Annotated in this window: 22 protein-coding genes, 2 tRNA genes and 1 pseudogene; 13 read left to right on the plus strand and 12 right to left on the minus strand. The window is 72.2% G+C overall.

All coding sequences use genetic code 11. The features are described 5' to 3' along the window. Nucleotides 1–2: 2 nt before the first annotated feature. The 5 genes from OG580_RS18305 to OG580_RS18325 all read right to left on the minus strand — a co-directional run bounded on the left by OG580_RS18305 (nt 3) and on the right by OG580_RS18325 (nt 4,932). Nucleotides 3–2,000: a copper resistance protein CopC gene (locus OG580_RS18305; RefSeq protein WP_267044752.1), complete on the minus strand. Its 1,998-nt coding sequence runs from the start codon at nt 1,998–2,000 to the stop codon at nt 3–5. Between the two features lie 24 nt (nt 2,001–2,024). Then, nucleotides 2,025–2,477 (minus strand): copper chaperone PCu(A)C, encoded by a 453-nt coding sequence (locus tag OG580_RS18310; protein ID WP_267044753.1) that lies wholly within the window; start codon nt 2,475–2,477, stop codon nt 2,025–2,027. Next, the gene (locus OG580_RS18315) at nt 2,474–3,196 is read right to left on the minus strand and encodes an SCO family protein (protein WP_267044754.1); all 723 of its coding nucleotides are present in this window, start codon (nt 3,194–3,196) and stop codon (nt 2,474–2,476) included. The genes OG580_RS18310 and OG580_RS18315 overlap by 4 nt, the downstream gene beginning before the upstream one ends. Nucleotides 3,197–3,233: 37 nt before the next feature. Continuing rightward, nucleotides 3,234–4,043, minus strand: coding sequence for a YcnI family protein (locus OG580_RS18320; protein WP_267044755.1), 810 nt, complete (start codon nt 4,041–4,043; stop codon nt 3,234–3,236). A gap of 112 nt (nt 4,044–4,155) precedes the next feature. Further along, entirely contained in the window at nt 4,156–4,932 is a 777-nt protein-coding gene (locus tag OG580_RS18325) for a hypothetical protein (RefSeq protein ID WP_267044756.1), read from the minus strand. 213 nt (nt 4,933–5,145) lie between these two features. On the opposite strand from OG580_RS18325, the gene OG580_RS18330 reads away from it, so the two are divergent. Beyond that, nucleotides 5,146–5,625: an ATP-binding protein gene (locus tag OG580_RS18330; RefSeq protein WP_267044757.1), complete on the plus strand. Its 480-nt coding sequence runs from the start codon at nt 5,146–5,148 to the stop codon at nt 5,623–5,625. A 90-nt stretch (nt 5,626–5,715) separates the two neighbouring features. On the opposite strand, the gene OG580_RS18335 is transcribed toward OG580_RS18330, so the two are convergent. Together OG580_RS18335 and OG580_RS18340 are read right to left on the minus strand one after the other, a co-directional pair. Beyond that, the gene (locus OG580_RS18335) at nt 5,716–7,203 is read right to left on the minus strand and encodes an aminopeptidase P family protein (protein WP_267044758.1); all 1,488 of its coding nucleotides are present in this window, start codon (nt 7,201–7,203) and stop codon (nt 5,716–5,718) included. Between the two features lie 207 nt (nt 7,204–7,410). Then, entirely contained in the window at nt 7,411–8,802 is a 1,392-nt protein-coding gene (locus OG580_RS18340) for a PP2C family protein-serine/threonine phosphatase (RefSeq protein WP_267044759.1), read from the minus strand. 661 nt (nt 8,803–9,463) lie between these two features. Here OG580_RS18340 and OG580_RS18345 point away from each other — a divergent pair. Next, nucleotides 9,464–10,144: a bifunctional DNA primase/polymerase gene (locus OG580_RS18345; RefSeq protein ID WP_267044760.1), complete on the plus strand. Its 681-nt coding sequence runs from the start codon at nt 9,464–9,466 to the stop codon at nt 10,142–10,144. A gap of 185 nt (nt 10,145–10,329) precedes the next feature. After that, on the plus strand, nt 10,330–11,010 hold the full coding sequence (locus tag OG580_RS18350; protein ID WP_267044761.1) for a hypothetical protein: 681 nt from the start codon (nt 10,330–10,332) through the stop codon (nt 11,008–11,010). Between the two features lie 218 nt (nt 11,011–11,228). Here the strand turns inward: OG580_RS18350 and OG580_RS18355 are convergent, their stop codons facing one another. The 3 genes and pseudogenes from OG580_RS18355 to OG580_RS18365 all read right to left on the minus strand — a co-directional run bounded on the left by OG580_RS18355 (nt 11,229) and on the right by OG580_RS18365 (nt 14,073). Beyond that, nucleotides 11,229–12,206, minus strand: a complete 978-nt coding sequence (locus OG580_RS18355) for a DUF5926 family protein (protein ID WP_267044762.1) — start codon at nt 12,204–12,206, stop codon at nt 11,229–11,231. 353 nt (nt 12,207–12,559) lie between these two features. Further along, nucleotides 12,560–13,161: pseudogene (locus OG580_RS18360) on the minus strand (ATP-binding protein). 81 nt (nt 13,162–13,242) lie between these two features. Continuing rightward, on the minus strand, nt 13,243–14,073 hold the full coding sequence (locus tag OG580_RS18365) for a glycerophosphodiester phosphodiesterase (protein ID WP_267044763.1): 831 nt from the start codon (nt 14,071–14,073) through the stop codon (nt 13,243–13,245). 198 nt (nt 14,074–14,271) lie between these two features. Here OG580_RS18365 and OG580_RS18370 point away from each other — a divergent pair, with 198 nt between their 5' ends. Beyond that, complete coding sequence (locus tag OG580_RS18370; protein ID WP_267044764.1) at nt 14,272–15,798, plus strand: S1C family serine protease; 1,527 nt, start codon at nt 14,272–14,274, stop codon at nt 15,796–15,798. A 117-nt stretch (nt 15,799–15,915) separates the two neighbouring features. Here OG580_RS18370 and OG580_RS18375 read toward each other — a convergent pair whose 3' ends face one another. Beyond that, nucleotides 15,916–16,827 carry an MHYT domain-containing protein gene (locus OG580_RS18375; protein ID WP_267044765.1) on the minus strand — a complete coding sequence of 304 codons (912 nt, stop codon included), beginning with the start codon at nt 16,825–16,827 and terminating at the stop codon, nt 15,916–15,918. 164 nt (nt 16,828–16,991) lie between these two features. Here OG580_RS18375 and OG580_RS18380 point away from each other — a divergent pair. After that, nucleotides 16,992–17,078: transfer RNA gene (locus OG580_RS18380), tRNA-Ser, on the plus strand. Between the two features lie 80 nt (nt 17,079–17,158). Here OG580_RS18380 and OG580_RS18385 read toward each other — a convergent pair. Continuing rightward, on the minus strand, nt 17,159–18,478 hold the full coding sequence (locus OG580_RS18385) for a hypothetical protein (protein WP_267044766.1): 1,320 nt from the start codon (nt 18,476–18,478) through the stop codon (nt 17,159–17,161). A gap of 502 nt (nt 18,479–18,980) precedes the next feature. Between OG580_RS18385 and OG580_RS18390 the strand changes: the two genes are divergently transcribed. The 8 genes from OG580_RS18390 (at nt 18,981) to OG580_RS18425 (ending at nt 25,399) form a co-directional block, all read left to right on the plus strand. Beyond that, nucleotides 18,981–19,057: transfer RNA gene (locus tag OG580_RS18390), tRNA-Trp, on the plus strand. A gap of 61 nt (nt 19,058–19,118) precedes the next feature. Then, entirely contained in the window at nt 19,119–19,643 is a 525-nt protein-coding gene (locus OG580_RS18395) for an O-acetyl-ADP-ribose deacetylase (RefSeq protein WP_267044767.1), read from the plus strand. A gap of 413 nt (nt 19,644–20,056) precedes the next feature. Continuing rightward, a complete protein-coding gene (locus OG580_RS18400; RefSeq protein WP_055642378.1) occupies nt 20,057–20,362 on the plus strand; it encodes a hypothetical protein in 306 nt (101 codons plus the stop codon). Nucleotides 20,363–20,559: 197 nt separating this feature from the next. Beyond that, nucleotides 20,560–21,738: an acyl-CoA dehydrogenase family protein gene (locus OG580_RS18405; protein ID WP_267044768.1), complete on the plus strand. Its 1,179-nt coding sequence runs from the start codon at nt 20,560–20,562 to the stop codon at nt 21,736–21,738. After that, nucleotides 21,735–22,793, plus strand: a complete 1,059-nt coding sequence (locus OG580_RS18410) for a bifunctional MaoC family dehydratase N-terminal/OB-fold nucleic acid binding domain-containing protein (protein WP_267044769.1) — start codon at nt 21,735–21,737, stop codon at nt 22,791–22,793. Before OG580_RS18405 ends, OG580_RS18410 begins: the two co-directional genes overlap by 4 nt. Before the next feature lies 1 nt (nt 22,794). After that, a complete protein-coding gene (locus OG580_RS18415; RefSeq protein WP_267044770.1) occupies nt 22,795–23,832 on the plus strand; it encodes an acyl-CoA dehydrogenase family protein in 1,038 nt (345 codons plus the stop codon). 20 nt (nt 23,833–23,852) lie between these two features. Next, nucleotides 23,853–24,236, plus strand: coding sequence for a MaoC family dehydratase (locus OG580_RS18420; protein ID WP_323182685.1), 384 nt, complete (start codon nt 23,853–23,855; stop codon nt 24,234–24,236). Continuing rightward, complete coding sequence (locus OG580_RS18425) at nt 24,233–25,399, plus strand: lipid-transfer protein (RefSeq protein WP_267044772.1); 1,167 nt, start codon at nt 24,233–24,235, stop codon at nt 25,397–25,399. The genes OG580_RS18420 and OG580_RS18425 overlap by 4 nt, the downstream gene beginning before the upstream one ends. Nucleotides 25,400–25,440 lie beyond the last annotated feature (41 nt).

The following is a 25,440-nucleotide window of genomic DNA, read 5'->3' on the forward strand; positions in this document are numbered from 1 at the left end:
GGTCAGCCGATCTTCACGTTCTTGTCGATGGTGGTCTGGTCGATGTCGGAGGTGCGGACGGTCACCTGGATCGTCCACTCCCCGGGCATCGGGATCTGGACGCCGCTCGCGCTCCAGTGTCCGGTCTGGATGCGGTCGGGGGCGACGGGCAGCGGGCCGACGTCCTTGGCCTCCAGGGTGAAGGCGACCTTGACCTCGGGGACGTCCAGCGGTTTGCCGTTGGGGCGCTCGACGAAGAGGTGGAGCGCGTTGGCGCCGGTGCGGCCGGGGTCGAGGCTCAGCCGGACGACGCCCTTGCCGTCGACGCCGCCGGTGTCGAAGGGCAGCCGGATGTCGACGGGACGGTCGGGCACGGCGGCCGAGCCGGCGGCGGAGCCGGTCCGGCCGGCCTCCTCCTCGGTGCGACCGGGCTCGGTGGAGGTGAGGACGGTGGTCACGGCGAGGAGGACGACGGCGACGGCGGCCTCGGTCAGCACCGACCGGCGCAGCCCGGCCCGCTCGGGGTCGGCGTCACGCTCCCGCTTGCGCCGGGCGGTGGCGACGGCGGCCCGCTGCCGGGCGAGCTGGGCGGCGCGCGCGGGGTCGACGCCGGGGGTCACGTCGGGGTCGGTGTCGAGCGCGGAGCCGACGTCGGGGCCGAGCGCGGGCTCGGCGCCCACGAGGGCCCCGGCCTCCGCGGGCTCCCCCGCCTCCGCGGGCTCCACCTCCTCCGCGAGCTCCCCCATCTCTTCCGTCCCTTCCGTCTCCTCGACGGGAGCCGGGTCGGCGAGGCGTCGGATCCAGCGGCGCGAGACCCAGGCGATGCCGAGGAGCACGGCCATCAGGCCGATCTTGACGAGCAGCAGCTGCCCGTAGCGGGTGCCGGTCAGCGCGGACCAGGAGCCGACCTGGCGCCAGGACTGGTAGAGCCCGGTGGCCGCGAGGACGACGACGGAGCCGAAGGCGACCTTCGAGAAGCGCTCGACGGCAGAGCGTTCGACGGAGGGCGCTCGGTAGAGGGCGACGAGCAGCACCGTGAGGCCGCCGAGCCAGGCGGCGACGGCCAGCAGGTGCAGGATGTCGACGGGCATGGCGATGCCGGGCTGGATGCCGGTCGAGGCATGCTCCGCCAGTGCCCAGGTGCCGGCGATCCCGGCGGCGACGACGGTGCCGCCGAGGCCGAGTCCGAAGGCGAGGTCCTTCTTCTCCTTCGGGTCCGTCCGCCGGGCGTAGGCGCCGAAGAGGACGGCGACGAAGAGCGCGGCGGCGCCGAGCAGCAGCAGCCGGGAGGTGAGCGCGGCCCCGGTCTTCGTCTCCAGGACGGACTTCAGGCCCGCCAGGTCGAAGGCGTCGGAGAGCTCGCCGGAGCCGGTGTACGGGTTGCGCAGCAGGAGCATGACCAGCGTGGCGACCGTGAGGGTCAGCCAGCCGCGGACCACGGTCCGCTGGACGGGGCGGACGAGCGCACCGCGAGGCCAGCAGGCCAGGACGAAGGCGCCGCCGCCGACGAGAACGGCGAAGGCGGCGTACGAGAGGTAGCGCGCGATGCCGTAGAGGACGCCGACGAGCCCGCCCCCGGCGTTCTGCTCGGGCAGGGCGACGGAGGTGGCGGAGGGGGCGCCGATGGAGAAGGTGAAGGCGCCGGCGATCGGGTGGCTGTCGGCGGAGACGGTCTGCCAGGCCACGGTGTACGTGCCGTCCGGGAGCCCGGCGCGGAGCCCGACTCCGTACCGGACGACGGAAGCGCTGCACAGGTCGCGTATCTCGCCGGTGTCGGCCCGCCGGCCGGCCGGGTCGAGGACCCGGATCGAGTCGGCGCCCATGGCGACCTGCTCGGAGAAGGTCAGGTTGACCTCCCGGGGAGCGGTGGCGACCACCGCCCCGTCCTTCGGGTCGCTTCCGGTGAGCGCCGCGTGCGCGGAGGCGGGCGCGGCGCCGGCGAGCAGCGTGCCGAGCAGCGCGGCCGCGAGGATCAGCAGCCGTGCCACGGCGGTACCGAGGCGCGGGGCGGTGGTTGTCATCTCTGTGTCACTCCGTCAACGAGCTCAGTGCTGCTGCGGGTTGTGGCCGGCGGCCTCGACGGGAACGTCGACCGTGATGGGGTCGGACTTCTCGAAGTGGAGCTCGATGCTGACCTTCTCGCCCTGCTTGGGCTTCTTCTTCAGCTCCATGAACATGATGTGGTTGCCACCACGTGCGAGCTTCAGCTCCCCGTTCGCGGGGATGTCGAAGGACTCCACCTGCTGCATCTTCTGGTTCTTCGTCTCGTGGATCGTGACGTCGTCCGAGATCGGGCTGGTGACGGAGGTGAGCTTGTCCGCCGTGCCGCCGTCGTTGGTGATCGTCAGGAATCCGCCGGCCATGTCCATCACCGGCTGGGGCATGAACGCGCCGCTGACCTTCAGCTCGGGCTTGTCACTGTCGGACGAACACCCGGTCAGCACGAGCGAGGCGGCGAGCGCCACGGCGGCGGTCAGGGCGGTGGTGCGGCGGTTCACGGGTTCTCCCCCTTGATGAGCTTCGGCAGGTCGGCGGCGTACTCCTCGATGGTGGTGTCCTCGCCGTACAGGACGTAGCCCTGGTCGGTGGTGGGCGAGAAGGCGATCACCTGAGCGCCGTGCATGGAGACGACCGAGCCGTTCTTCTCCTTCTTCGGCGGGTCGATGCCGATGCCCATCGAGCGGGCGCCCAGCTGGATGGTGGTGAAGTCGCCGGTGAGACCGGTGAAGGAGGGGTCGCCGGCGGCGGGCAGCCACTTGCCGAGCTCGGCGGGGGTGTCCCGCTCGGGGTCGGTGGTGACGAAGACGACCTGGAGCTTGTCCTGGTCGGCCTTGGGGAGCTGCTTCTTGGCGATGGCGATGTTGCTCATCGTCATGGGGCAGACGTCGGGGCAGTGCGTGTAGCCGAAGTACACGAGGGTCGGCTTGCCCTTGGTGCGTTCGCGCAGGTCGTACGTCTTGCCCTGGGTGTCGGTGAGGACGAGCGAGGGCTTGGTGAACGGCCGGTCGAGGACGGTGGCGGCCTTGGTGGAGTCGCTGCCTCCGGAGACCTCGGCGAGCGAGCCGGAGCCCGCGCCGGTGGTCTTGTCGTCGTTGCCGCCGAGGCCGACGGCCGCGGTGATGCCGAGCGCGGCGACGATCGCGACGGCCGCGATGATCAGGGGCGTGCGCCGCCCGGGACGGGCCGTACCCGCCCCGGACGTCTTCTCTTCGGACATGGTGCTTCTTTCCGGTTCTCGGGTGAGGGTGCGGCCGTCAGGCCGAGCGGCGGCGGCCGGCGAGGACGCCGAAGGCGACGCCGGCGATGCCGACGAGGATGCCGACGACGCCGAGGATCCGGGCCGTGGTGTCGGTGGAGGACGAGGAGGCGGTGACCGTCTTCTCCTCGTGGGCGCCGGTCTTGTCGTCGTGCCCGGTCTTGCCGTCGTGTCCGGCCTTCGCATCCGGACCGGCCGAGGCGGAGGCCGAGGGAGCCGCGCCGCCGCCGTGGTGGTCACCGGACGCGGCGGAGAGCTTCAGGACGGGCGCCGGGTTCTGCGGCTCGTCCGCGCCGTCCTTGGGCTCCTCGATCCAGCGCACGACCTCCTTGTTGTCGTACGTCTGGATGGCCTTGAGCACGAGCTGGTCCACGTCCTCGGGCAGCTGGCCGAGGGAGAGCGGGAACTGCTGGAACTGGCCGGGGCCGATCTTCGAGCCGTCGGCGGTCCAGGTGACCTTGGAGACGGCCTCGTTGATCTTCTTGCCGTGCAGCTCCAGCGGCTTGCTGAGCTTGCTCTTCGTCACCTCGGCCTTCCAGCCGGGGACGGGCTGCGGCATGACGGAGGCCAGCGGGTGGTCGAGCGGGAAGTTGACCTCCAGCTTCACGGTGGAGGCGTTGTCGCGCTCGTTCGGGACCTTGATGTTGACGGTCGCGTAGCCGCCCTTGGCGGCCTCGCCCTCCGGCTGCACGCTGACGTGCGCGAAGGCCGTGCCGGACAGCAGCACGACGGAGGAGAGGGCGATGCCGCCGGCGAGGGCGACACGGGTGGCGGCGGCGCGCGAGGAGGTGCGACGGGAAACGTTCATGGCAGAGGACACTCCGGCTCGGAGAAGGACGGCGGGATCCGGCGCGCCGGGGGGCGGTTGCCCCGCACAGGCGTGCGGACGTGCGCGGCCCGCTCCTGGTGAGCGGTCCGCGTCAGGCTGCGAGGACGCAGTCGGCGGCCGGTGGGCCGCGCCTGATCACCGTGTCCCTGAGCGCCTCGGCCACCGGCGGCGGCGAGGAGTCGAAGGCCGTACGGGCGGGCCGCCGCGCTCTCGCGTGCGGGGCCGCGGACAGCCCGGCGAGCAGGCTCCGTACGAGGCGGAACGCGACCCGCAGCGCGCGCACGAGGGTGCACTCGGCGAGCTCCGTCGCGCCCTGCTCGGAGAGCTGGACGAGCCGGACGAGGGCCAGGTCGCCGCGGCGCAGCAGCCAGCCCGCGGCGAGGGCGGCGAGCAGGTGACCGAGGAGCATGGGCAGGCCGGGCAGCAGCCCGCCGGCCGGTGCCGTCGCCGTCGCGTGGCCCAGGTGGGCGTGGGCGGTGGCGGGGTCGAGGCCCGCGTCGCGGACGATCCTGGCGGCGTCGGCGGCGCTGATGGCCCCGGTGCCCGCTCCGCAGATCAGCTTGGCGGCCATCCGCACGAGGGCGTCGTCGGCCTCGGGGCTCAGCGCGAGAGGGCGCTGTCCCAGGCTGAAGAGGGTGTGCAGACCGAGCTGCCCGCCGGCGAGGGCGCCGACGACGAAGCCGAGGGAACGCTCGCGTCCGGTGAAGAGCACGGTGATCCCGAAGACGCCGAGGAAACCGGTGAGGAGGGTCCACAGGGCGATCCCCGCACAGGCGGCGAGGGCGTGTCCCAGCGCGGACAGCACGACGCAGACCGCGGTGAACACCGCGGCCCTCAGCAGCCGTGGAGCGAGCGCGGGGGCAGTCATGGCGGGCCCATCATCGCACCAGGGGCACCCGCGCCATGAGGCAGGTCCGTAAGGTCGTTCTTGGGGTTCTTGGGCGTCTTCGGGGTGACATACACCGGCCTACCGGCGCGGTGCATCCGCCGAACGAGCGCTCTTGTCGCCTTCGGGGGCTTACGAAGGGTTCCGTCCGGCAATAGGTATCGGTATGTCGAGCCGCTGCCGGGAGGCTGGAGCATGAGCATCTGGTGGTCACTGCATCTGCGGCGCGAGGCTGCGAGCGTGCCGCTGGCCCGCCGGCTGCTGCTGGGAACGATGGAGACGGCGGGCGTCGATCCCGACGTGTCCTACGAGCTGTCGATCGCGCTGACCGAGGCCTGTGCGAACGCGGTCGAGCACGGCGGTGGCGGCGAGGTCGGCGGGACGGGCAGGGCGGCGTACCGGGTGACGGCGTACCTGGACGGCGAGACCTGCCGTATCGAGGTCGCGGACTCGGGTCCCGGCTTCCCCGGCGTGGCCGCCGCGCTCCCCGGTGCCGAGACGGCGTCGGCGCCGATGGCCCCCTCGGACGACGCCGAGCACGGCCGGGGGCTGCGCCTGATCGAGGAGCTCGCCGACCACGTCCAGTTCGGCAACCGGTCGGGCCGGGGCGGCGCGGTCGTCAGCTTCGACAAGATCCTGAAGTGGAAGGACGGCCCGTCCCTGCTGATGGCCTGAGCCCTCCACGCGGGTACGGACACGGTGAAGGGCCCCCGCCGGTCGGTCGGCGGGGGCCCTTCACTTCCAACGTACGCGCGGGCGCGGTGGTCAGCCCTTCAGGCCGGCCATCCAGGCCTCGACCTCGGCGGAGGTGCGCGGCAGCGCGTCCGAGAGGTTCACGTTGCCGTCCTCGGTGACGAGGATGTCGTCCTCGATCCGGACGCCGATGCCGCGGTACTCCTCCGGCACGGTCAGGTCGTCGGCCTGGAAGTACAGACCGGGCTCGACGGTCAGGCACATGCCCGGCTCGAGGGTCGTGTCGACGTACGCCTCGGTGCGCGCGGCGGCGCAGTCGTGGACGTCCATGCCGAGCATGTGACCGGTGCCGTGCAGGGTCCAGCGGCGCTGCAGGCCGAGCTCGAGGACACGCTCGACCGGGCCCTCGACGAGGCCCCACTCGACGAGCTTCTCGGCGAGGACGCGCTGGGCGGCGTCGTGGAAGTCGCGGTAGGCGGCGCCGGGCTTCACCGCGGCGATGCCGGCCTCCTGCGCCTCGTACACGGCGTCGTAGATCTTGCGCTGGAGCTCGGTGTACCGGCCGTTGATCGGCAGGGTGCGGGTGATGTCCGCGGTGTAGAGCTCGGTGGTCTCCACGCCGGCGTCGAGCAGCAGCAGCTCGCCGGAGCGGACGTCGCCGTCGTTGCGCACCCAGTGCAGGGTGGTGGCGTGCGGGCCGGCGGCGCAGATGGAGCCGTAGCCGATGTCGTTGCCCTCGACGCGGGCGCGCAGGAAGAACGTGCCCTCGATGTAGCGCTCGCTGGTCGCCTCGGCCTTGTCGAGGACCTTGACGACGTCCTCGAAGCCGCGGGCGGTGGCGTCGCACGCCTTCTTGAGCTCGGCGATCTCGAAGTCGTCCTTGACGAGACGGGCCTCGGAGAGGCGGACGCGGAGTTCCTCGTCGCGCTCGGCGGTGACCTTGTCGGTCAGCGCGGCCTCGATGCCGGCGTCGTGGCCGCGGACGGCGCGGACCGGGCCGGTGGCGCCCTTGAGATGGGCGGCCAGCTTGCGGACGTCCTTCGCGGGGACGCCGAGGAGCTGCTCGGCCTCGGTGAGGGAGTGGCGGCGGCCGACCCACAGCTCGCCCTGGCCGTCGAGCCAGAACTCGCCGTTCTCGCGGTCGGAGCGCGGCAGCAGGTAGATCGTCGCCTCGTGTCCGCTCTTCGTCGGCTCCAGGACGAGGACGCCGTCCTGCGTCTGGTCGCCGGTGAGGTACGCGTACTCGGTGGAGGCGCGGAAGCTGTACTCGGTGTCGTTCGACCGGGTCTTCAGGTTCCCGGCGGGGATCACCAGGCGCTCGCCCGGGAAGCGGGCGGACAGCGCGGCGCGGCGCGCGGCGGTCTTGTCGGCCTGCGCGATGGGCGCCAGGTCATGCAGCTCGGTGTCGGCCCAGCCGGACTTCATGTTCTCGGCGAGCTCGTCGGACACGCCCGGGTACAGGCCGTTCTTCCGCTGCTCGATCGCCTGGTCTTCGCCCGCTGCGTCAGCAGCCAGGTTCGACTCGGTTTCCGGGGTCTCCGGCGTGAGCTCCTCGGCCACGGGTCTGCCTCCTCTTGGTACGACACTGAACCTTCACCATCGTACGGTCGCAAAGAGGGGGATACAGGGTCGGAAGGCCTAGTACCGGAGCGTCACGTTCCGCTCACGCGCAGGGGTCGGCCACACGCGGGGTCGAGGACCGCTCGTGCGTACGTGTCCCGCTTACGTGTCCCGCTGACGTGTCCTGCTTACGTGTCCCCGCGCCGCTCACTCGAACCGGGCCGCGAGCAGGACCACGTCCTCCTCGTCGTCGACCGTGTCGAGCCCCTCGGGCAGCAGGGTCCGCAGGACGTGGTCGGCGATCGCGCCCGGGTCACCCCGGTCCGCCTTCGGCACGCTCGAAGCGGCCGCGTGGAGCCGCGCGAAGGCCCGGTCCATGGCGTCGCCGGTACGGCGGAGCAGCCCGTCCGTGTAGAGAAGCACCGTTTCTCCCGGGGCGGGGGACAGCTCGACGCTCGGCGCCTCCCAGCAGGAGAGCATCCCGAGCGGAGCCGAGAGCGAGGTCTCGACGAACTCGGTGCGGTGCTCGCCGATGATCAGCGGCGGCGCGTGGCCGGCCCCGGCCAGGACGATCCGGCGCTGCGCGGGCTCGGCGTACGCGAAGAGCGCGGTCGCCGAGCGCGCGGGCTCGGTGAGCCGGAGCAGGAGCTCCAGGTCGGAGAGGACGGCGACGGGGTCCTCGCCCTCCATCACCGCGTACGCCCGGAGGGAGGCGCGCAGCCGGCCCATGGCGGCCAGCGCGCTGGGCCCGGTTCCGGAGACGGAGCCGACGGCGAGCCCGAGGGCCCCCTCCGGCAGCGGCAGCGCGTCGTACCAGTCGCCGCCGCCCCGGGGGCCGGTGCGGTGGCGGGCGGCGAGCTGGACGCCGGGGACGCGGGGGAGGCGGCTGGGGAGCAGCTCCTCGGCGACGGTGGCGACCTGGGCGCGGGCCCGCTCGACCTGGAGGAGGCGGGCGAGGTGCTCGGTGGCGAAGCGGCCGTAGAGCCCGATGAGGTGGCGCTGGCGGTCGGAGGGCTCGGCCGGCTCGTCGTAGAGCCAGACGGCCGCACCGAGCCGGCCCGCGTCCTCGGTGGCGAGGGGGAGGGCGTAGCTGGCGGCGTAGCCGAGGCGGGCGGCGACCTCGCGGTGGCGCGGGTCGAGGCCCTCCTCGGTACGGACGTCGGGGATGGCGATCGGATCGGGGACGCGGGCCGGGTCGGCGGGATCGGGGAGGCCGTCGAGGAGGCGGCCGTAGCTGGTGCCGCTGCGCGGGACGGTCTCGATGGTGCCGAGCTCGGCGTGGGCGAGCCCGAGGCCGATGGTGACGGCGGGGCCGAGGCCGTCGGCGGGTTCGAGGATGGCCATGCCGCGGCGGGCCCCGACGAGCGCGGCGCCCGCGTTCAGCACCTCGGGCAGGGCCGCGTCGAGGGACGCGGTCCTGATGAGGCGCTCGGTGAGTTCGTGGAGGGTCGTGAGGTCGGAGACCCAGCCGGCCAGCCGGTCCTGGATCAGCGCGCCGGGCGGCAGGGCCGCGTCGGCGGGAGTCGCTGCCGACGGAACCCCGGGAAGGGGCGCCGTAGTGTGCGGGGCGAGGGGAACCGTGGAATCGATTCCGGCCACTTTCGGCATGTGTGGGGCGCTCATGCCGGTCGGCTTTCCGACCGGTGCGTTTGAGGCCATAGCATCGCAAACCCCCATGTCATTCTGCGCCGCTCGATGCATCCACATGTACACGCACTAGAGGAGCGATGTCCAGCATTGTCCCCACGGGACTTGTGGTGTCCGTGAGGTTGGGCGAGAGGGTTGAAGTACGCGGGAAGTTGGCCGAAAATTGCCCCCGGTGTGCACCTTTTGCGGTCGACTGGCGTCGTTTGAAAGCGCGTCATTGCCCGTGTGCTGGGTACGTAATCGATGACAGGCAGGGGCAGTTGGAGCTGCCTCGGAACGCATCGCGGGACCCCGGCGTCTTTCGTGCCGCAGGCCGCGACCCGTCCCCCGATGGCGGGGAACGTGTTCTGACCCGGCTTGGATCTGGCATCGACACGGACCGACCCGGCGCGACCCGGTTCCACTGGCTCCGACCCGGTTCCACTGGTTCCGACCTGGCTCGACCTGGCTCCACCCCGGTTCGACCCGCTCCACCTGGTTCCTACCTGGCCGTCGGCCCTGCTTCGGTGCGGGGCGGCGCACCACCGACCTTGTACGCGCTGATACGCACGGTGAAGAGATCTGCACATGGTGTGATGTGGATTCGGCGTTCAACGGAAAGGAACGAGCGCTCATGCGCGAGATCCTCGGAAGGCGACGCAGGCTCCGGTTCCGGCGCAAGGCGAGGACCGCCCGGCTCGACGCGGCGGTCACCTTCGCCGTCGAGTGGGACTGGCCCGTCCTGCCGGGCGTGAGCCTGGCGACGACGACCCGTACGGCTGCGGGGGCGGCCTGTGCCTGCCCCGACCTCGAGTGCGCGGTGCCCGGAGCGCACCCGTACGACCCCGGGCTGCTCGCGGCCACCACCGACGAGCGGATGATCCGCTGGTGGTGGACGAGGCGCCCGGACGCCCCGGTGGTCCTGGCCACCGGCGGCGACGCGCCCTGCGCGGTGAGCCTGCCCGCGGTGGCGGGAGCCCGGGCGCTGACGGCGCTCGCCGCGATGGGCATGCGGCTCGGGCCGGTGGTGGCGACGCCGACGCGGTGGTCGATCCTCGTCGCCCCGTACAGCCTCGAACGGCTCGGCGAGCTGTTGTACGCGAAGGACAGCGTGCCCAGCTCGCTGCGGTTCCACGGCGAGGGCGGCTATCTGCTGCTGCCGCCCTCGGTCGCGGGGACCGGACAGGTGCGGTGGGAGCGGGCGCCGCTCGCGGGCTCGTCCCGGCCGTGGCTGCCGGACGTCGAGGCGGTGGTGGACGCCCTGGTCGAGGCGAGCACGAGCACACCGGGCGGCGGGAGCCGACTCACGTACTGACGGCGGTCGGGCCCGGGCGGTGGCGGGGTCGCGGTCGGGTCCTGGCGGCGGGTCGTTCACCCGAACGGGTGTGTCCTGGCCCGACTTGCAGGGGAAACGGGCGTGCGGCCGACCGGGCGCCCGCCGACCGCCGATATGTTCGCCCCACCCGTCGAAGAACCCGGGCGAAAGAGCAGGTGGGTCGCATGAGTCCGGTGATGAGCCCGGCGAAACTCCGCATGGCCGGACTCGGGACCGCCGTCGCGGTCGCCGTCCTGCTGCCGATCGTCGCGGTCGCCGGCCCGACGGGCCCGACGGCCGATCCCGTACGACCGGCCGGCGCGGGCGACGCGAAGCCCGGGGACGGGAGCGGGGGCGGGGACCTGTTGTCGGGCCTCGGGCTGGGACTCGGGTCCGGGCCCCAGCCCCGTACACCGGTCTCTCCCACCGCCGACCGCGCCGCGTCCCCCGCTTCCTCAGCCCCCTCAGCCCCCTCAGCCCCCTCCGCCCCCTCCGCCGCTCCGGCCACGCCGGAGCGGGTCACGCATTGTGGGCCGGAACTCGCCTCTCCCGAGGGGATCGAGGCGCAGACCTGCGTCCTGGCCGAGGGGCCGGACACCTGGGCGCGTACGTACTACCGGAACGCCACGGGCCAGGAGCTCGACGGGTTCCTCACTCTGATGGCGCCCGGCGGGCGGACCGTGCAAGTGCGGTGCCCCGTCCTGGCGCAGGACGAACCGGGAACCTGTGAAACGCCCAGGGAGCGCGGTCGTGGTGAGGCCAGGTCCTATACGGCGGTGGCGGAATTCGCGGGCGCCGGCGAGGGGGGCAGCACCCCGTTGCTGCTGCGATCGGGCAGCAACACGGCGGACTCGCAAGGAAGTTGACCGCCCAGCTCCGGCGCGGCCGGGAGCGGGCATGGAAACGCCCGGTCGCTGGCGACGGGGGATGCACCAGCGACCGGGCTTCCAGAACGGTAACAAGAGATCTGCGGTTCGCAAATTCGATCTCGGTTATTCGGACAGGGAATTACCGCCCGAAGACCGGGGTTGTGGCGGAAGTCACCGACTGGTCGGTCTGTCAGTCACCGATACCACCTGGGGTATCAGCTGAGAGTCACCTGACGGTTCGTGAGGCCGCCGCGCGCCCGACGCTCCTCGGCCGTGAGCGGGGCGTCCGAGGCGAGCGCCTCGGTGAGCCGCTCGGCGAACGCGGCGGCCGGCTTCTCGCACTCCTCGGCGGTCATGGCGGTCGGCAGGTCCCAGACCGGCACCATCAGACCGTGGGCGCGGAACGAGCCGACGAGCCGGGTGTCCTGGCCGAGGGAGGTGCCCTCGCCGGCCTGGAGGCGGGCGAGCGCGTCGAGGAGCTTCTCCTCCGGGTACGGCATGACCCAGCGCAGGTGGTTCTTGTCCGGGGTCTCGCACCAGTACGCGGCGTCGACACCGGTCAGCTTCACCGTCGGGATCGCGGCGGCGTTGGCCCGCTCCAGGGAGGCGGCGACCTCGGGGTCGGCACCCTCCGCGGACTGCGGGATCCAGAACTCGAAGCCGGTGTGGACCTCGGGGGCGAACGGGGCGTCCGCGTCGAGCAGCTCCTGCAGGCGCGGGCCCTCGGCCGGCACGCGACGCGGCGGGACGGGGGTGCCCGGCTCGGTCTCCAGGGCGCGCTGGAGGGTGTCGGCGAGGTCGCGGGCGAGGTCGCCGGAGGAGGAGTCGTTCTGCAGGGCGAGGAGGACGGAGCCGTCGTCGCGGCGCAGCGCCGGCCATGCCATCGGCAGCACGGTCGCGAGCGTCACGGACGGCACGCCCTCGGGCAGCCCGCCCTTCAGGGTGAGCGGCACGGTGGCGGCGGGCACCAGCTCGCGGAGCGCGACCCAGTCGCACTCGCCGGGCAGGCCCTCGAAGGGGCGCTGGACGAGCTCGGTCACGGCGTGCGAGGCGGTCCGGCCGTGACACGCCTTGTAGCGGCGGCCCGAGCCGCACGGGCAGGGCTCGCGCGCGCCGACGACCGGGATCTCCCCGCTCGTGACCTGTGCCTGGCCGGCCTTGCCGGCCTTCGTCTGGGGGCGCTTCTTGGCCATGGTGTGGCTTTCTCCCGATCGCGGCGGTGCTGTGTGCGTGCTGTATCGGGCGCGAGCCTAGCCGCACCGGACACCGCCGCCCCTCAGGCGGGGCGCGGTGAAGACACGGAGCCGGTGCGAGTCCGGATCGTCGTACGCGTCGGGAACGGTGCCTGCCCGGATCGTCGTACGCGTCGGGAACGGTGCCTGCCCGGATCGTCGTACGCGTCGGGAACGGTGCCGGCCCGGATCGTCGTACGCGGCCACGAAGGCGCCTGCCCGGATCGTCGTACGCGTCGAGAAGGATGCCGGCCCGGATCTCGCACGCATCCAGAAAGGCGACGGTCCGGATCTCGTACGCGTCGAGGAAGGTGTCAGTCCAGATCGTCGTACGCGTCGAGGAAGTCGAAGCCGGAGCCGCCGCCGACGCGCGCCGCGAAGTCCTCGCGGCGGTGTCCCTCGGTGACCACCACCCAGACCGTGACCTCGCCGGTCGCGCTGTCCCGTACGCCCCAGTCCTGGGCCAGCGCGCCGATGATGTTCAGCCCGCGTCCGCCGCGCGCGGTGACCGAGGGAGTGGACGGCACGGGTCTCGTCGGACCACCGCCGTCCGTCACCTCGACGCGCAGCCCACCCGCGGGGTCGACCCGCCAGGCCGCCCGGACATCGCCTTCGCCCCGCTCCGCCCGCCCCAGCGGCCTGCCGTGGCGACAGGCATTGCTGAGCAGCTCCGAAAGGATCAGTACCGCGTCGTCGACGACCGATTCGGACACCCCGCTGCGGTACAGCTCGTCCCGCATCCGGTGTCTCGCCTCACCCACGCCGGCAGGGCCATGGGGTACGGCCATGCTCGACGACGTGGGCACCTCTTGTGCCACCACCAACGCCACCCCCGAGACCTCCTTTGCCCCACGCACCGTGTGGATGCCCCGATGGCCTGGGCCGGAAACCGGCCAACGTACGTGGGGTGTCGCACTCGTGACGATCGCGTACGTGCCGAACGCGCCGGTGCACACCCCGTAAGCCCTGTGAAGGGTGTGACGGGTGGGGTGGAAGTTCAGCCGCGCCCCAGGTGGGCGAGCACCTGCTTGGGGCGGTTGGTGATGATCGCGTCCACGCCCAGGCGTACGCAGAGCTCGACGTCCTCGGGTTCGTCCACCGTCCAGACGTGGACCTGGTGACCGGCCTTCTGCAGCCGCAGGATCACGGCGGGATGGTGGCGGACGATCCGGATCGAGGGGCCCGCCACGCGCGCGCCCGCGGGAAGGCGTCCGTCGCGCAGCCGCGGGGAGACGAACTGGGAGAGGGAGACGGTCGGCAGGGTCGGCGAGGCGGCGGCGATCCGGTGCAGGGAGCGGGCCGAGAAGCTCATGACCCGTACGGGGGAGTCGGCGGGGGCTGACGGGGCGTCGAGGCCGAACCGCTTCAGGAGCTGGAGGAGCCGCTCCTCGACCTGGCCCGCCCAACGGGTGGGGTGCTTGGTCTCGATGGCCAGCTCGACCCGGCGCCCGGCGTCGGAGACGAGCTCCAGGAGGCGCTCCAGGGTGAGCACCGAGGTGTACCCGGGGTCTCCCCAGTCGGGACTCTCCGAGGTGTCGTCCCGCTCCTCGCGTTCCTTCCAGGCGCCGAAGTCGAGCGCGGCGAGGTCGGCGAGTTCGAGGGCGGAGACGGCTCCGCGGCCGTTCGACGTCCGGTTGACGCGACGGTCGTGGACGCAGACGAGGTGCCCGTCGGCGGTGAGCCGGACGTCGCACTCCAGGGCGTCGGCGCCGTCCTCGATGGCCTTCACGTAGGCGGCCAGGGTGTGCTCCGGGGCGTCCTCGGAGGCTCCGCGGTGGGCGACGACCTGGACGGGTGCGCTGTTCGGGTGCTGCCGTGCGTGAGTCACGGCGCCATGGTGCCATTGGCGGGGTGTGGCGAGCACACCGGAAGCTGTCCGTTCTGTCCGTATATAAAGGATGGAGCGTGAATGCACAGCTCCGCCTTACGGCGGCCCGACGCCCTGTGGGAAAAGCTGGTGACGACACCCTGAGCCAGGCATGACCACCCCGCGCAGTGATCGAGCAGTGAACGAGGAGAGCGAGCTGTGAGCACCGAGAACGAGGACACGGCGGTTCCGGCGGACTCGACTGCCCCGTCCGCCCCTCCGACGCCTCCCGTCCCTTCGGCACCGCCGGCGGAGGTGGTGACCCAGGGGCAGGCCCCGGAGCCCGCCCCGAGACCGACCACTGAACCGACGGCCGAACCGACGGCGACGATGAAGATGCCGACGTCCGCACCGACACCCGCACCGACACCCGAACCGACACCCGAACCGGCTCCCGAACCGACGCCTGCACCGACGCCCGCACCGGCTCCCGCGCCGACGACCGCTCCCGTGCCGCCCGCTCCCGCGGCGGCTCCGGCCGGTGCCGGCGGCTGGCCGCCGCCCCCGCCGGCCGTACCGGCCTGGGGCGCACCCCTCCCTCCCGTACCCGAGGCGCCCCGCAAGCGGACCGGCGGCCTCGTCGCGGCCGTCCTCGTCGCGGCGCTCGTCGCGGGTGGCGTCGGCGGCGGCATCGGATACTGGGCGGCCGAGCGCGGCGACAGCGGCACCGGTTCGACCACGGTCTCCTCGGGCGAGGCCCCGGCCTCCTTCAAGCGCGACCCGGGCACGGTCGCCGCGGTCGCGGCGAAGGCGCTGCCGAGCGTCGTCACCATCCAGGCGAAGTCCGGCGGGTCGCAGGGCGAGAGCGAGGGCGGTACGGGTACCGGCTTCGTGTACGACCAGGAAGGCCACATCGTCACCAACAACCACGTGGTGGCGTCGGCGGCGGAGGGCGGCACGCTCTCCGTGACCTTCTCCGACGGCAAGACGTACGACGCGGAGGTCGTCGGCCGGGCCCAGGGCTACGACGTGGCGGTACTGAAGCTGAAGAGCGCGCCGAAGGGGCTGAAGCCGCTGCCGCTCGGCAACTCGGACCAGGTGGCGGTCGGCGACTCGACGATCGCGATCGGCGCGCCCTTCGGTCTGTCGAACACCGTGACGACCGGCATCATCAGCGCCAAGAACCGCCCGGTGGCCTCGGGCGACGGCTCGGGCGGCGGCAACTCGTACATGAGCGCGCTGCAGACCGACGCCTCGATCAACCCGGGCAACTCCGGCGGCCCGCTGCTCGACGCGAGCGGCGCGGTGATCGGCATCAACTCGGCGATCCAGTCCACCGGAAACGGCTTCGGCCAGTCCCAGGCGGGCTCGATCGGCCTCGGCTTCGCGATCCCGGTCAACCAGGCGAAGAACGTGGCCGAGCAGCTGATCAAGACGGGTAAGCCGGTCTACCCGGTGATCGGCGCGACCGTGAACATGACCGAGCAGGGCGAGGGCGCCACGATCGCCGCCCAGGGCTCCGGCGGCACCGCCTCGGTGACCCCGAACGGCCCGGCGGCGAAGGCGGGCCTCCGGGCCGGCGACGTGATCACGGGCTTCGGCGGCCACGCGATCGACAGCGGCCCCACGCTCATCAGCGAGATCTGGACCCACGAGCCCGGCGACTCGGTCAAGATCACCTACGAGCGGGACGGCAAGACGGCGACGGCCACGGTCACCCTCGGCGAGCGCACGGGCGACAGCTGACGGACGGGAGACGACGGGAGGGGAGCACCGGCGACACCGGTAGCTCCCCTCCGGCACGTCGTTCCGACGTCACGTCATCCGGATCTCACGTCATCCCGACCTCACGTCCGGATGACCTCACGGCCGCCGGTCGTACGAGGACGTGTAGGGCCCGGCGAACGTCTCCCGGCTCCACGGCCCCCCGTCGGCGGTGCCGACGTCCTCGATGTCGATCCGCGAGGCGTCGAACTCGCCCGCCCGGTCGGCGGCCCGCCCGCCGGACGCGTGGCCCTTCCGGTGTGCGGGACGGCGCGGCTCGTCGTCGCCCATGATCAGCAGCGGGTCGAGCATCACGACGGCGGCGGCCAGGACGAGGAAGATCAGGGGGCCGACGAGCATGGGCAGCACGTTCAGGAGGGAGGACCCCTCGGCCGAGTGCGAGGCGTCGTTCACCTGGACGCTGACGGCGGCCATGCCCGTGTAGTGCATGCCGGTCACGGCGACGCCCATGACGACACTGGCGCCGAGGCTGGCGAGGAAGCCGCGGATCGAGACCGCGGCCCACAGCGCGGCGGTCGCCGCCACGACGGCGATCACGACGGACAGGACGACGACGGCGGAGTCGTAGCCGAGCCGCCCGTTCATCCGCATGGCCGCCATGCCCATGTAGTGCATTCCGGCGACGCCGAGCCCGGTGAGCACGCCCGCGACGAGCAGCGGGGTCGGCCGGGTACCGAAGTAGCCGACGATGAAGACGCCGATGCCGACCACGACCACGGCCACCAGGAGGCTGAGGAACGTCAGGGACGCTTCGTACGAGATCGGGGTCTCCCGCACCTGGAAGCCGAGCATGGCGATGAAGTGCATGGTCCAGATGCCACACCCGATGGACGTCGCACCGAGCGCCAGCCAACCGGGCTTCCGCGCACGGTCGGTACTGAGGGATCTGACCGTGCAGCGCAGGCCCAGGGCGCTTCCCAGACAGGCCATCACGTAACCCACCAAGGGCGTGACCATGCCGTAGCTGAAGCCGTCGATCGTGCCGTGCACCCTGCAACCCTTCGGGAATCGCGCGGCGCACGCCGCGAAACTCAATTGTGGAGATCTTGTGAACAAGGGACTCTAACTCAGCCCCCTCCTGGGCCGACCAAGCCCCACCCCGCTCCCCAGCCGGTACGCTGTAGCCCGCTCCACCCCAGGTGGGCTGGGGCGAGGGTGGGTTGCCCGAGCGGCCTAAGGGAACGGTCTTGAAAACCGTCGTGGCAGCGATGTCACCGTGGGTTCAAATCCCACACCCACCGCAGGCGAACGGCCCCTGACCGGATGGAACGGTCAGGGGCCGTCGGCGTTCCCGGTGCCGTGGTGAGGGGAGCGGGTGGGTTCAGGGGTGGGTGCGGGCCTGTGGGTCGTTCAGGCAGAGGGCGATGTTGCGGACCGCCGCGGTGAGTTCCTCGATCACCCGGGCCGCCTGCTCCGCGTTGTGGAAGACCGGGCGGCCCGTGAGGGAGCGGCTCAGCTCCTCCGCGGCCCGGACGGCGGGGCCGGCGTCCCCGGCGACTACGGGAGGGGCCGCGGGCGCGGGCGCCGCGCCCTGAGGGGGAGGCGGAAGGGCGGAGGGGTACGACTCGGGCTCCGTCCGGTAGCCGCCGAAGGACGGCGAGAAGGCGCCGGAGCCGACGGCCAGGGAGGTGTGCGCCTCCTCCTGGATGTGCGGGGCCGCGAAGTGGTTTTGCTCGTGCTGGGGGACCGCGAAGTGATCCTGTACGTGCTGGGGAACTGAACCCTGTCCGTGCTGGGGTGCCTGAGCCTGGTCGTGCTGCGGGACTGGGGCCGGGGCCGGGGCCATCCCGTGCTGGGGGGCCGAGGCCGGGGGTTGGTACTGGGGGGCCGGGGCCGGGGCCGGAGCCGGGGGCTGGTACTGGGGGGCCGGGGCCGGGGTCTGGTACTGGCGGGCCCGGGGCAGGGCCAGGTGGTCGAAGCCCGGGAACGCCGGCGTGGTCGGGTGCGCGGCGGGCTGGGGGTACTCGCTCTGCCACTGCGCGCGGTAGTACTCCACCTGGTCCTCGCAGGAGGAGCGGGCGTGGAAGACCGCGGTGTCGTCGCCGAGGTCCGGGTACCAGAGGTTGGGGCCGGGGAAACGCACGGTCCGCATGCGGGGTTTGATCTGCTCGGCGCACCCCATGCAGCAGCCCTCCGGCACGATGAGCGGGATCCCGCCGCTCTGCTCCGGACGCCGGGGGCCGCCCTCCGGGCAGTACTCCCCGTGGTGGCAGGGCGGCAGTTCGCCGCAGGCCCGGCAGACGGCGTAGTGCTCGGGGAGGACCTGCCAGTCCAGGCTGGCGGGGGCGCACCAGTGCTTCACCGCCGACCGGGGCAGGTTTTCGTCGCGCAGCACGAGCACCACCGGTCGCCTGTAGAACTCGGCGCGCTCGGGGGCCGGTTTGAACGCCTGGTTCTCGGCCCGCCGCAGTTCGTTGGCGTGCCACCACAGCTCCACGTGGTCGCGCCATGCCTTCTCATAGGATTTCGGCCATGAGTTGTCCGGGTAACCGGTGATCTCCAGGACACGCCACGCCCGCCGGTCCAGCACGACGATGGAGCCGACCCGGAGCCGCAGATGTGTTCCCTTGCCGTCCTCGTCCGGCCAGTCGTGACGGCCGATGAGAGTGGGCTGGTCCGGGAGCCACCTGCGAATCTGCATGACACGCTCCTAGGCGACGAAACCTCATAGTTTCAACTGGGGCAGTAGGTGACATTCTGAACAATTTAGGCGTCGACTTGGGATTAGACACGCACACAGCGCTGATCGATTGAGGGCCGGAAGCACCTTCTGGGCCAGGCATTTCGCTTCTCCCGCCCGACGGGATCCGGAGGCGCGCGTCCCCACGGGGCGGCTGCGCGGAGCCGGGCGCGGCGCCCCGACACCCACTCGTACGCGTGACACCGCTTCCGCCGCCGTCAGCCCGTACGTATGCATCATCCCGTGCGGTGGCCGCCGGCTGCTTCGGACGGGGGTTTCCCGGTCCGGAGAGGTGGTAAAGCGGCCCCCCTCCCCGCGGACGGGGCCGGTAGGGCCGGGAACCGCGGAGACGGGAGTGTGGCTGATGACCTGTGGGATCGTGTTGCCCGCCTCGCCCGCCTCGCCCGTCGCGATACTCGGTGGCGGCACCCTCGACCGGGATGGGAAGCTCTCGCCACACCAAAGGGGTGTAGCTCAGATGGCCAGAGCGCCGGTCTCCAAAACCGGATGTCGCAGGTTCGACTCCTGTCACCCCTGCCATGAAGCTGACGCCGGAGCGCTGACCCCGGAGCGCTGACGCCCGAGTGGGAGAGTTTTCGGCATGGTGCGGATCGTGCTCGTTCAGGGGGACATCACCGTCGAGGCGGCGGACGCGGTGGTCAATGCCGCGAACTCGTCGCTGCTCGGGGGCGGTGGTGTCGACGGGGCCATCCACCGGAAGGGCGGGCCGGAGATCCTCGCCGCCTGTCAGGACCTGCGGCGCTCCCACTACGGGAAGGGCCTGCCGACCGGTCGGGCCGTGGCGACCACCGCGGGGCGGCTGCCGGCCCGGCACGTGATCCACACCGTCGGACCCGTCTGGTCGCGGGACGAGGACCGGTCGGCGCTGCTGGCCTCCTGCTACCGAGAATCGCTCCGGGTGGCCGACGAGTTGGGCGACCGTACGGTCGCGTTTCCCGCGATCTCCACCGGGATCTACGGCTGGCCGATGGAGGACGGGGCCCGGATCGCCGTGGAGACCGTACGGGCGGCCCGTACCGAGGTGGAGGAGGTGCGGTTCGTGCTGTTCGACGCGGGGGCGTACGCGGCCTTCGAAGCGGCGGTGGGCAGGCGGGACGTTCCGTAGAACAGGGCAGCCCGGGTGGTTGACGCGTTCGAATGCGCCGTCCCCGGGACGCGCCGGGCCGTCTTTCCGAGAGAAGGATTGGCGGAAAATCTGCCGGAACGCTTCCTCCCTTGGCGCGCACCGATTTCTTCGGCCACGCACCCCTTCGCGGTCGCCTGAGCTGCGCGCTTCTGCTTCGCCGGGGTTTATCGACCTGTCCTCACGCTTGCGGGGGAATAAGCCGCTCCGGGGTGGTTCGACGGGGATTCGGTGGGCAACTCTGGATTCGCGACGTCGAGCACAACGACCGAGGCGGACGGCCAACCGCCTTGGTAATGGCTGAAGTTCAGAGCAGTTACTCGAGGCAGTCACTCGAAGCAGTTCTCGAAGCAGTTCCGTGCAAAGCATCAGTTTCAGTTCCCGGAGGAACAGACATGGCAAGCATCCGTACCGCCCGCGTTCTCGCCGCTGCCGCCGCCCTGCCCCTCGCCGCCGCGCTCTTCACCGGGGTGGCCCAGGCCGACAACGGTGGGTTCGCGGACGACGGATCGAACACGAGCGTCGCCACGATCATCGGCAGCGGCGTGGGTGGGGACAACAACGGAAACTCGACCACCACGCAGCAGGTGGCGACCGGTTCCGGTGCCTCCAACCAGAACAACACGGCGAGCGTGAACGGCTCCGCGTTCACCCACATCGACCAGTCGAACGCGGTGGTGAACTTCTACCCGTGGTGGTAGTCGGCAGCAGCACGGGAGCCGGCCCGGCGGGGGGTGTGACCGCGGTGTGAACGACGGCCTGTGCGCCGGTACTTCGGTACCGGCGTGCGGGCCGTCCGGCGTTCGCGCGCCCGGGGCGTACGGTCGCCGACCTTGACAGGGGTCCTGAATCTGACGGACAGTCAGAAACCTCAGTCGTCCCACGGGAGGCCGTCGCCGTGCACCTCGCCCCGACCGAGCGGCAGCTACGGCTGCGCGCCGAACTCCGCGCGTACTTCCGCGAGGTGATGCCCGACGGCCCGCCTCCTTCCGAGGACACCGCGGCCCAGCGCCTCCTGCTCCGCCGGATCGGTGCGGACGGGCTGCTCGGCCTCGGCTGGCCCGAGGAGTACGGCGGGCAGGGGCGCGGCCCCGACGAGCAGTTCGTCTTCTTCGACGAGGCCTACCGGGCTGGCGCCCCCGTCTCCATGGTCACCCTCAACACCGTCGGACCCACCCTGATGAGGTACGGGAGCGACGAGCAGAAGGCCTACTTCCTGCCCCGCATCCTGCGCGGCGAGACGGTCTTCGCCATCGGCTACAGCGAGCCCGAGGCCGGCACGGACCTCGCCTCCCTGCGGACCCGAGCGGTACGGGACGGAGCGGGAGAGGGAGCGGACTGGCTGATCGACGGGCAGAAGATCTTCACCTCCAACGCCCAGAACGCCGACTGGATCTGGCTCGCCTGCCGCACCGACCCCGACGCGCCGCCGCACCGGGGCATCTCCATCGTCCTCGTGCCCACCGACGCGCCCGGCTTCTCCTGGACCCCGATCGCGACCGTCGGCGGGCTGACGACGACCGCCACCTACTACGACGGGATCCGGGTCCAGGCCGGAAACCTCGTCGGTCCCGAGCACGGTGGCTGGGGTCTCATCACCGAGCAGCTCAACCACGAGCGGGTCGCGCTCGCGGCGATCGGTATGCAGGCCGAGGACTTCTTCGCGGCCGCCCTCGACCGGGCGCGTACCCCCGATCCGGTGACGGGGCGGCGCCGCATTGACGAGCCGTGGATCCGGATCCGAGCCGCCGAAGCGCATGCCCGACTCGCGGCAACGCGCCTGCTCAACTGGCGTTTGGTGGGGGACGTGGGGGCCGGCCGGCTGGCACCCGGGGACGCGAGCGGGGTGAAGTTCGCGGGAACCGAATCGGCGGTCGAGGTGTATCGAATATGTCAGGAGATCGCGGGCGGGGCGGGGACGGTGCGGGCGGGTTCGCCGGGTGAGTTCGACGGCGGCGAGCTGGAGCGCATGAACCGGGCCGCGCAGATCAACACCTTCGGGGGAGGGGTGAGCGAGGTGCAGCGCGAGATCGTCGCGAGGATGCGGCTCGGCATGAAGGGGAGGGGGCGGCGATGAGCGGTAAGGAGACGGCACCGGACGAGTTGTACGAGCGGCTCGCCGCCTACGAGGGGCGGCCGGCAGCCACCGCCGGCATCGGCAAGGACGCGGTCAACCTGCCCATGATCCGGCACTGGTGCGAGGCCATGGGGGACGCCCACCCGGCGTACGAGGGGCCGGGGGCGGTCGCGCCCCCGACGATGCTCCAGGCCTGGACGATGGGCGGTCTCTCCGGGCACACCGACCGCTCCGGCGCGTACGACGAGCTGTCCGCGCTCCTCGACGGCGCCGGGTACACCTCGGTGGTCGCGACCGACTGCGAGCAGGAGTACCTGCGACCGCTGCGGCCGGGGGACGCGATCACCTTCGACGCCGTCATCGAGTCCGTGTCCCCGCGCAAGACCACCAAGCTCGGGACCGGGCACTTCGTCACGACCCGGATGGACGTCCTGGCGGACGGCGAGCTCGCGGGCACCCACCGCTTCCGGATCCTCAAGTACGCGCCCGCCGCCCGCCCAGCGAAGCCGGGCGTGAACCCCCCGGAGCCCGCCGCGCATCCCCTGGAGTCCGCCGCCCATCCGCCGGAGTCCGCCGTGCGGGCCCCGGAGCCCGCCGTCGTGACACCCCGGCGGCCCCGTCCGGTGATCAACCGGGACAACGCCGGATTCTGGGAGGGCGTGGCCGCGCACCGGCTGCTCGTCCAGCGCTGCGGCGACTGCGCGACCCTGCGCTTCCCCTGGCTGCCGGGATGCGCCGACTGCGGCTCGCGGGAGTGGGACACGGTCGAGGCGAGCGGCGCCGGGACCGTCTACTCGTACGTGGTGATGCACCACCCGCCCTTCCCGGCCTTCGACCCGCCGTACACGGTCGGGCTGATCGAACTGGCCGAGGGCGTGCGGATGGTCAGCAACGTGGTGGGCGTGCCGTACGACAAGGTCCGGATCGGGATGCCGGTGCGGCTGGAGTTCCTGCGGGTCGACGACGAGTTGGAGCTCCCCGTCTTCCGCGCCGACACGGAAGCACGTACGGAAGCGGAAGCGGAAGCAGGACCGGAAGCGGAAGGGGAGGGCTGAGATGGACTTCACCCCCACCGAGGAGCAGGAGGCCGCCCGGGACCTGGCCGCGCGGATCTTCGGCGACCTCGCCACCCACGAGCGGCTCGCGGCGGCCGGCACCGGCAGTGACGCCGAGTTGTGGAAGGCCCTCTGCGCGGCCGGGCTCCCCGGCGCCGTCGAGGAGATCGGCATGCTCGGCCTCGTCCTCCTCCTGGAGGAGCAGGGGCGTACGACGGCGCAGGTGCCACTCGCCGCGAGCGGGGTGTACGGGATCCTCGCCGTCGCCCGGCACGGCACCGAGGAGCAGTGCGCCCGGCTCCTGCCGGGCCTCCGCGACGGTACGACGGTGGTGACGGGCGCCCTTCCCGCGACCGGCGGGGTCGTGGCGGACGAGGGGCGGCTCGGCGGGACCGTCGACTGGGTGCCGTGGCTCAGGGACGCCACCCACGTCCTCGTACCGGACGCGGAGCGCGGACTGTGGCTGGTCCGCACCGAGGACGCGGCCCGGGTCGAGACCGTCGAGCTCACCGCACCCTGGTCCGCCGGGCGGCTCGTGCTCGACGGGACACCCGCCGAGCGGATCGGACGACCGGACGATCCCGGGCCCTACGAGGAGGTGCTCGCCGCCGCCCGTACCGCCTTCGCCGGGCTGCAGGCCGGGGTCTGTGCCGGTTCGCTGGCCAGGGCCGTGGCGTACACGTCGGTGCGGGAGCAGTTCGGGCGCCCGCTCTCCACGCACCAGGCGGTGCAGCTGCGGGCAGCCGACGCCCACATGGACACCGAGGCGATCCGGGTCACGACCTACGAGGCGGCCTGGCGGTACGACGAGGGGCTGGACGCCGGCGGGGCCGCGCTGACCGCCGCCTGGTGGGCCTCCGAGGCGGGCAAGCGGGTCGTGCACACCGGGCAGCACCTCCACGGCGGCATGGGCGCCGACCTCGACCACCCCGTCCACCGGCACTTCCTGTGGGGCCGGCAGCTCGACGCCTATCTGGGCTGCGGCACCGAACTCCTCGCCGAACTCGGCGACCTGCTCGCGAACGGAGACCTGTCATGAGCCCTGCCACCGGCCCCGGTGTGCGGCCCGGGGACGAGCTGCCGCCGCTGCGGATCCCCGTCACCCGCACCCTGATCGTCGCCGGGGCCGTGGCCTCCCGTGACTACCAGGACGTGCACCACGACGCCGAACTCGCCCGGGAGAAGGGCTCCCCGGACATCTTCATGAACATCCTCACGACCAACGGACTCGTCGGCCGGTACATCACCGACCACTTCGGGCCCCGGTCGGTGCTGCGCAGAGTCGCCATCCGGCTCGGCGCCCCCAACTACCCCGGGGACACGATGACGCTGACCGGGACGGTCACCGGGGTGGCCGGGGACACGGCCACGGTCCGGGTCGTCGGGGCCAACGGCCTGGGACACCACGTCACCGGGACGGTCACCGTGGAGGTGGCGCCATGAGCGTCCGTACCCGGGACAGCCTCGGCGGGCGGGCGGCCGTCGTCGGCATCGGGGCGACGGAGTTCTCCAAGGACTCGGGCCGCAGCGAACTCTCCCTCGCCGTCGAGGCGGTCCGGGCAGCCCTCGACGACGCCGGACTCACCCCCGGCGACGTCGACGGCCTGGTCACCTTCACGATGGACACCAACCCCGAGATCACCGTCGCCCAGGCGTCCGGCATCGGTGAGCTGTCCTTCTTCTCCCGCGTGCACTACGGCGGCGGAGCCGCCTGCGCCACCGTCCAGCAGGCCGCGCTCGCCGTCGCCAGTGGCGTCGCCGAAGTCGTCGTCTGCTACCGGGCGTTCAACGAGCGCTCGGGGCGCCGCTTCGGCTCCGGCGTCCAGCAGCGCGAACCCTCCGCCGAGGGCACCGCGCTCGGCTGGCAGCTTCCCTTCGGGCTGCTCACCCCGGCCTCCTGGGTCGCCATGGCCGCCCAGCGCTACCTCCACACCTACGGGCTGACCCCGGACGCCTTCGGCCATGTCGCCGTCACCGACCGGCGGTACGCGGCGAACAACCCCGCCGCGTACTTCCACGGGAAGCCGATCACCCTCGCGGACCACGCGGCCTCGCGCTGGATCGTCGAGCCGCTCCGGCTCCTCGACTGCTGCCAGGAGACCGACGGCGGCCAGGCGATCGTCGTCACCTCCGTCGAGCGCGCCCGCGACCTGCCCCGGCCGCCCGCCGTGATCCTGGCGGCGGCGCAGGGCGCCGGACGGAAGCAGGAGGCCATGACCAGCTTCTACCGGGACGAGTTGGCCGGGCTCCCCGAGATGAGCGTGGTCGCCCGACAGCTCTGGCGGACCTCGGGGCTCGCGCCGGCCGACATCGACGTGGGCATCCTCTACGACCACTTCACCCCGTTCGTGCTGATGCAGTTGGAGGAGTTCGGCTTCTGCAAGCCGGGGGAGGCGGCGGAGTTCGTCGCGGCCGACGCCCTGCCGATCAACACCCACGGCGGTCAGCTCGGCGAGGCCTACCTGCACGGCATGAACGGGATCGCGGAGGCGGTGCGGCAACTGCGCGGCACCTCGGTGAACCAGATACCCGGCGCGGCCCGGACCCTGGTCACGGCGGGGACGGGGGTTCCCACGTCCGGGTTGATCCTGGGCGCGGACGGCTGACACGACGGCCCCAGCGGTGGCCGGGCGGCTCTTCACTCGCG

The sequence above is a fragment of the Streptomyces sp. NBC_00094 genome, from assembly GCF_026343125.1.
In the GTDB taxonomy this organism is placed as follows: Bacteria; Actinomycetota; Actinomycetes; order Streptomycetales; family Streptomycetaceae; genus Streptomyces.

Excerpts from the sequence above, each read along its gene's own strand:
- OG580_RS18305 (WP_267044752.1), bottom strand. The coding sequence starts at position 2,000 with ATGACAACCACCGCCCCGCGCCTCGGTACCGCCGTGGCACGGCTGCTG.
- OG580_RS18315 (WP_267044754.1), bottom strand. The coding sequence starts at position 3,196 with ATGTCCGAAGAGAAGACGTCCGGGGCGGGTACGGCCCGTCCCGGGCGG.
- OG580_RS18320 (WP_267044755.1), bottom strand. The coding sequence starts at position 4,043 with ATGAACGTTTCCCGTCGCACCTCCTCGCGCGCCGCCGCCACCCGTGTC.
- OG580_RS18325 (WP_267044756.1), bottom strand. The coding sequence starts at position 4,932 with ATGACTGCCCCCGCGCTCGCTCCACGGCTGCTGAGGGCCGCGGTGTTC.
- OG580_RS18330 (WP_267044757.1), top strand. The coding sequence starts at position 5,146 with ATGAGCATCTGGTGGTCACTGCATCTGCGGCGCGAGGCTGCGAGCGTG.
- OG580_RS18345 (WP_267044760.1), top strand. The coding sequence starts at position 9,464 with ATGCGCGAGATCCTCGGAAGGCGACGCAGGCTCCGGTTCCGGCGCAAG.
- OG580_RS18350 (WP_267044761.1), top strand. The coding sequence starts at position 10,330 with ATGAGTCCGGTGATGAGCCCGGCGAAACTCCGCATGGCCGGACTCGGG.
- OG580_RS18355 (WP_267044762.1), bottom strand. The coding sequence starts at position 12,206 with ATGGCCAAGAAGCGCCCCCAGACGAAGGCCGGCAAGGCCGGCCAGGCA.
- OG580_RS18385 (WP_267044766.1), bottom strand. The coding sequence starts at position 18,478 with ATGCAGATTCGCAGGTGGCTCCCGGACCAGCCCACTCTCATCGGCCGT.
- OG580_RS18395 (WP_267044767.1), top strand. The coding sequence starts at position 19,119 with ATGGTGCGGATCGTGCTCGTTCAGGGGGACATCACCGTCGAGGCGGCG.
- OG580_RS18400 (WP_055642378.1), top strand. The coding sequence starts at position 20,057 with ATGGCAAGCATCCGTACCGCCCGCGTTCTCGCCGCTGCCGCCGCCCTG.
- OG580_RS18410 (WP_267044769.1), top strand. The coding sequence starts at position 21,735 with ATGAGCGGTAAGGAGACGGCACCGGACGAGTTGTACGAGCGGCTCGCC.
- OG580_RS18415 (WP_267044770.1), top strand. The coding sequence starts at position 22,795 with ATGGACTTCACCCCCACCGAGGAGCAGGAGGCCGCCCGGGACCTGGCC.
- OG580_RS18425 (WP_267044772.1), top strand. The coding sequence starts at position 24,233 with ATGAGCGTCCGTACCCGGGACAGCCTCGGCGGGCGGGCGGCCGTCGTC.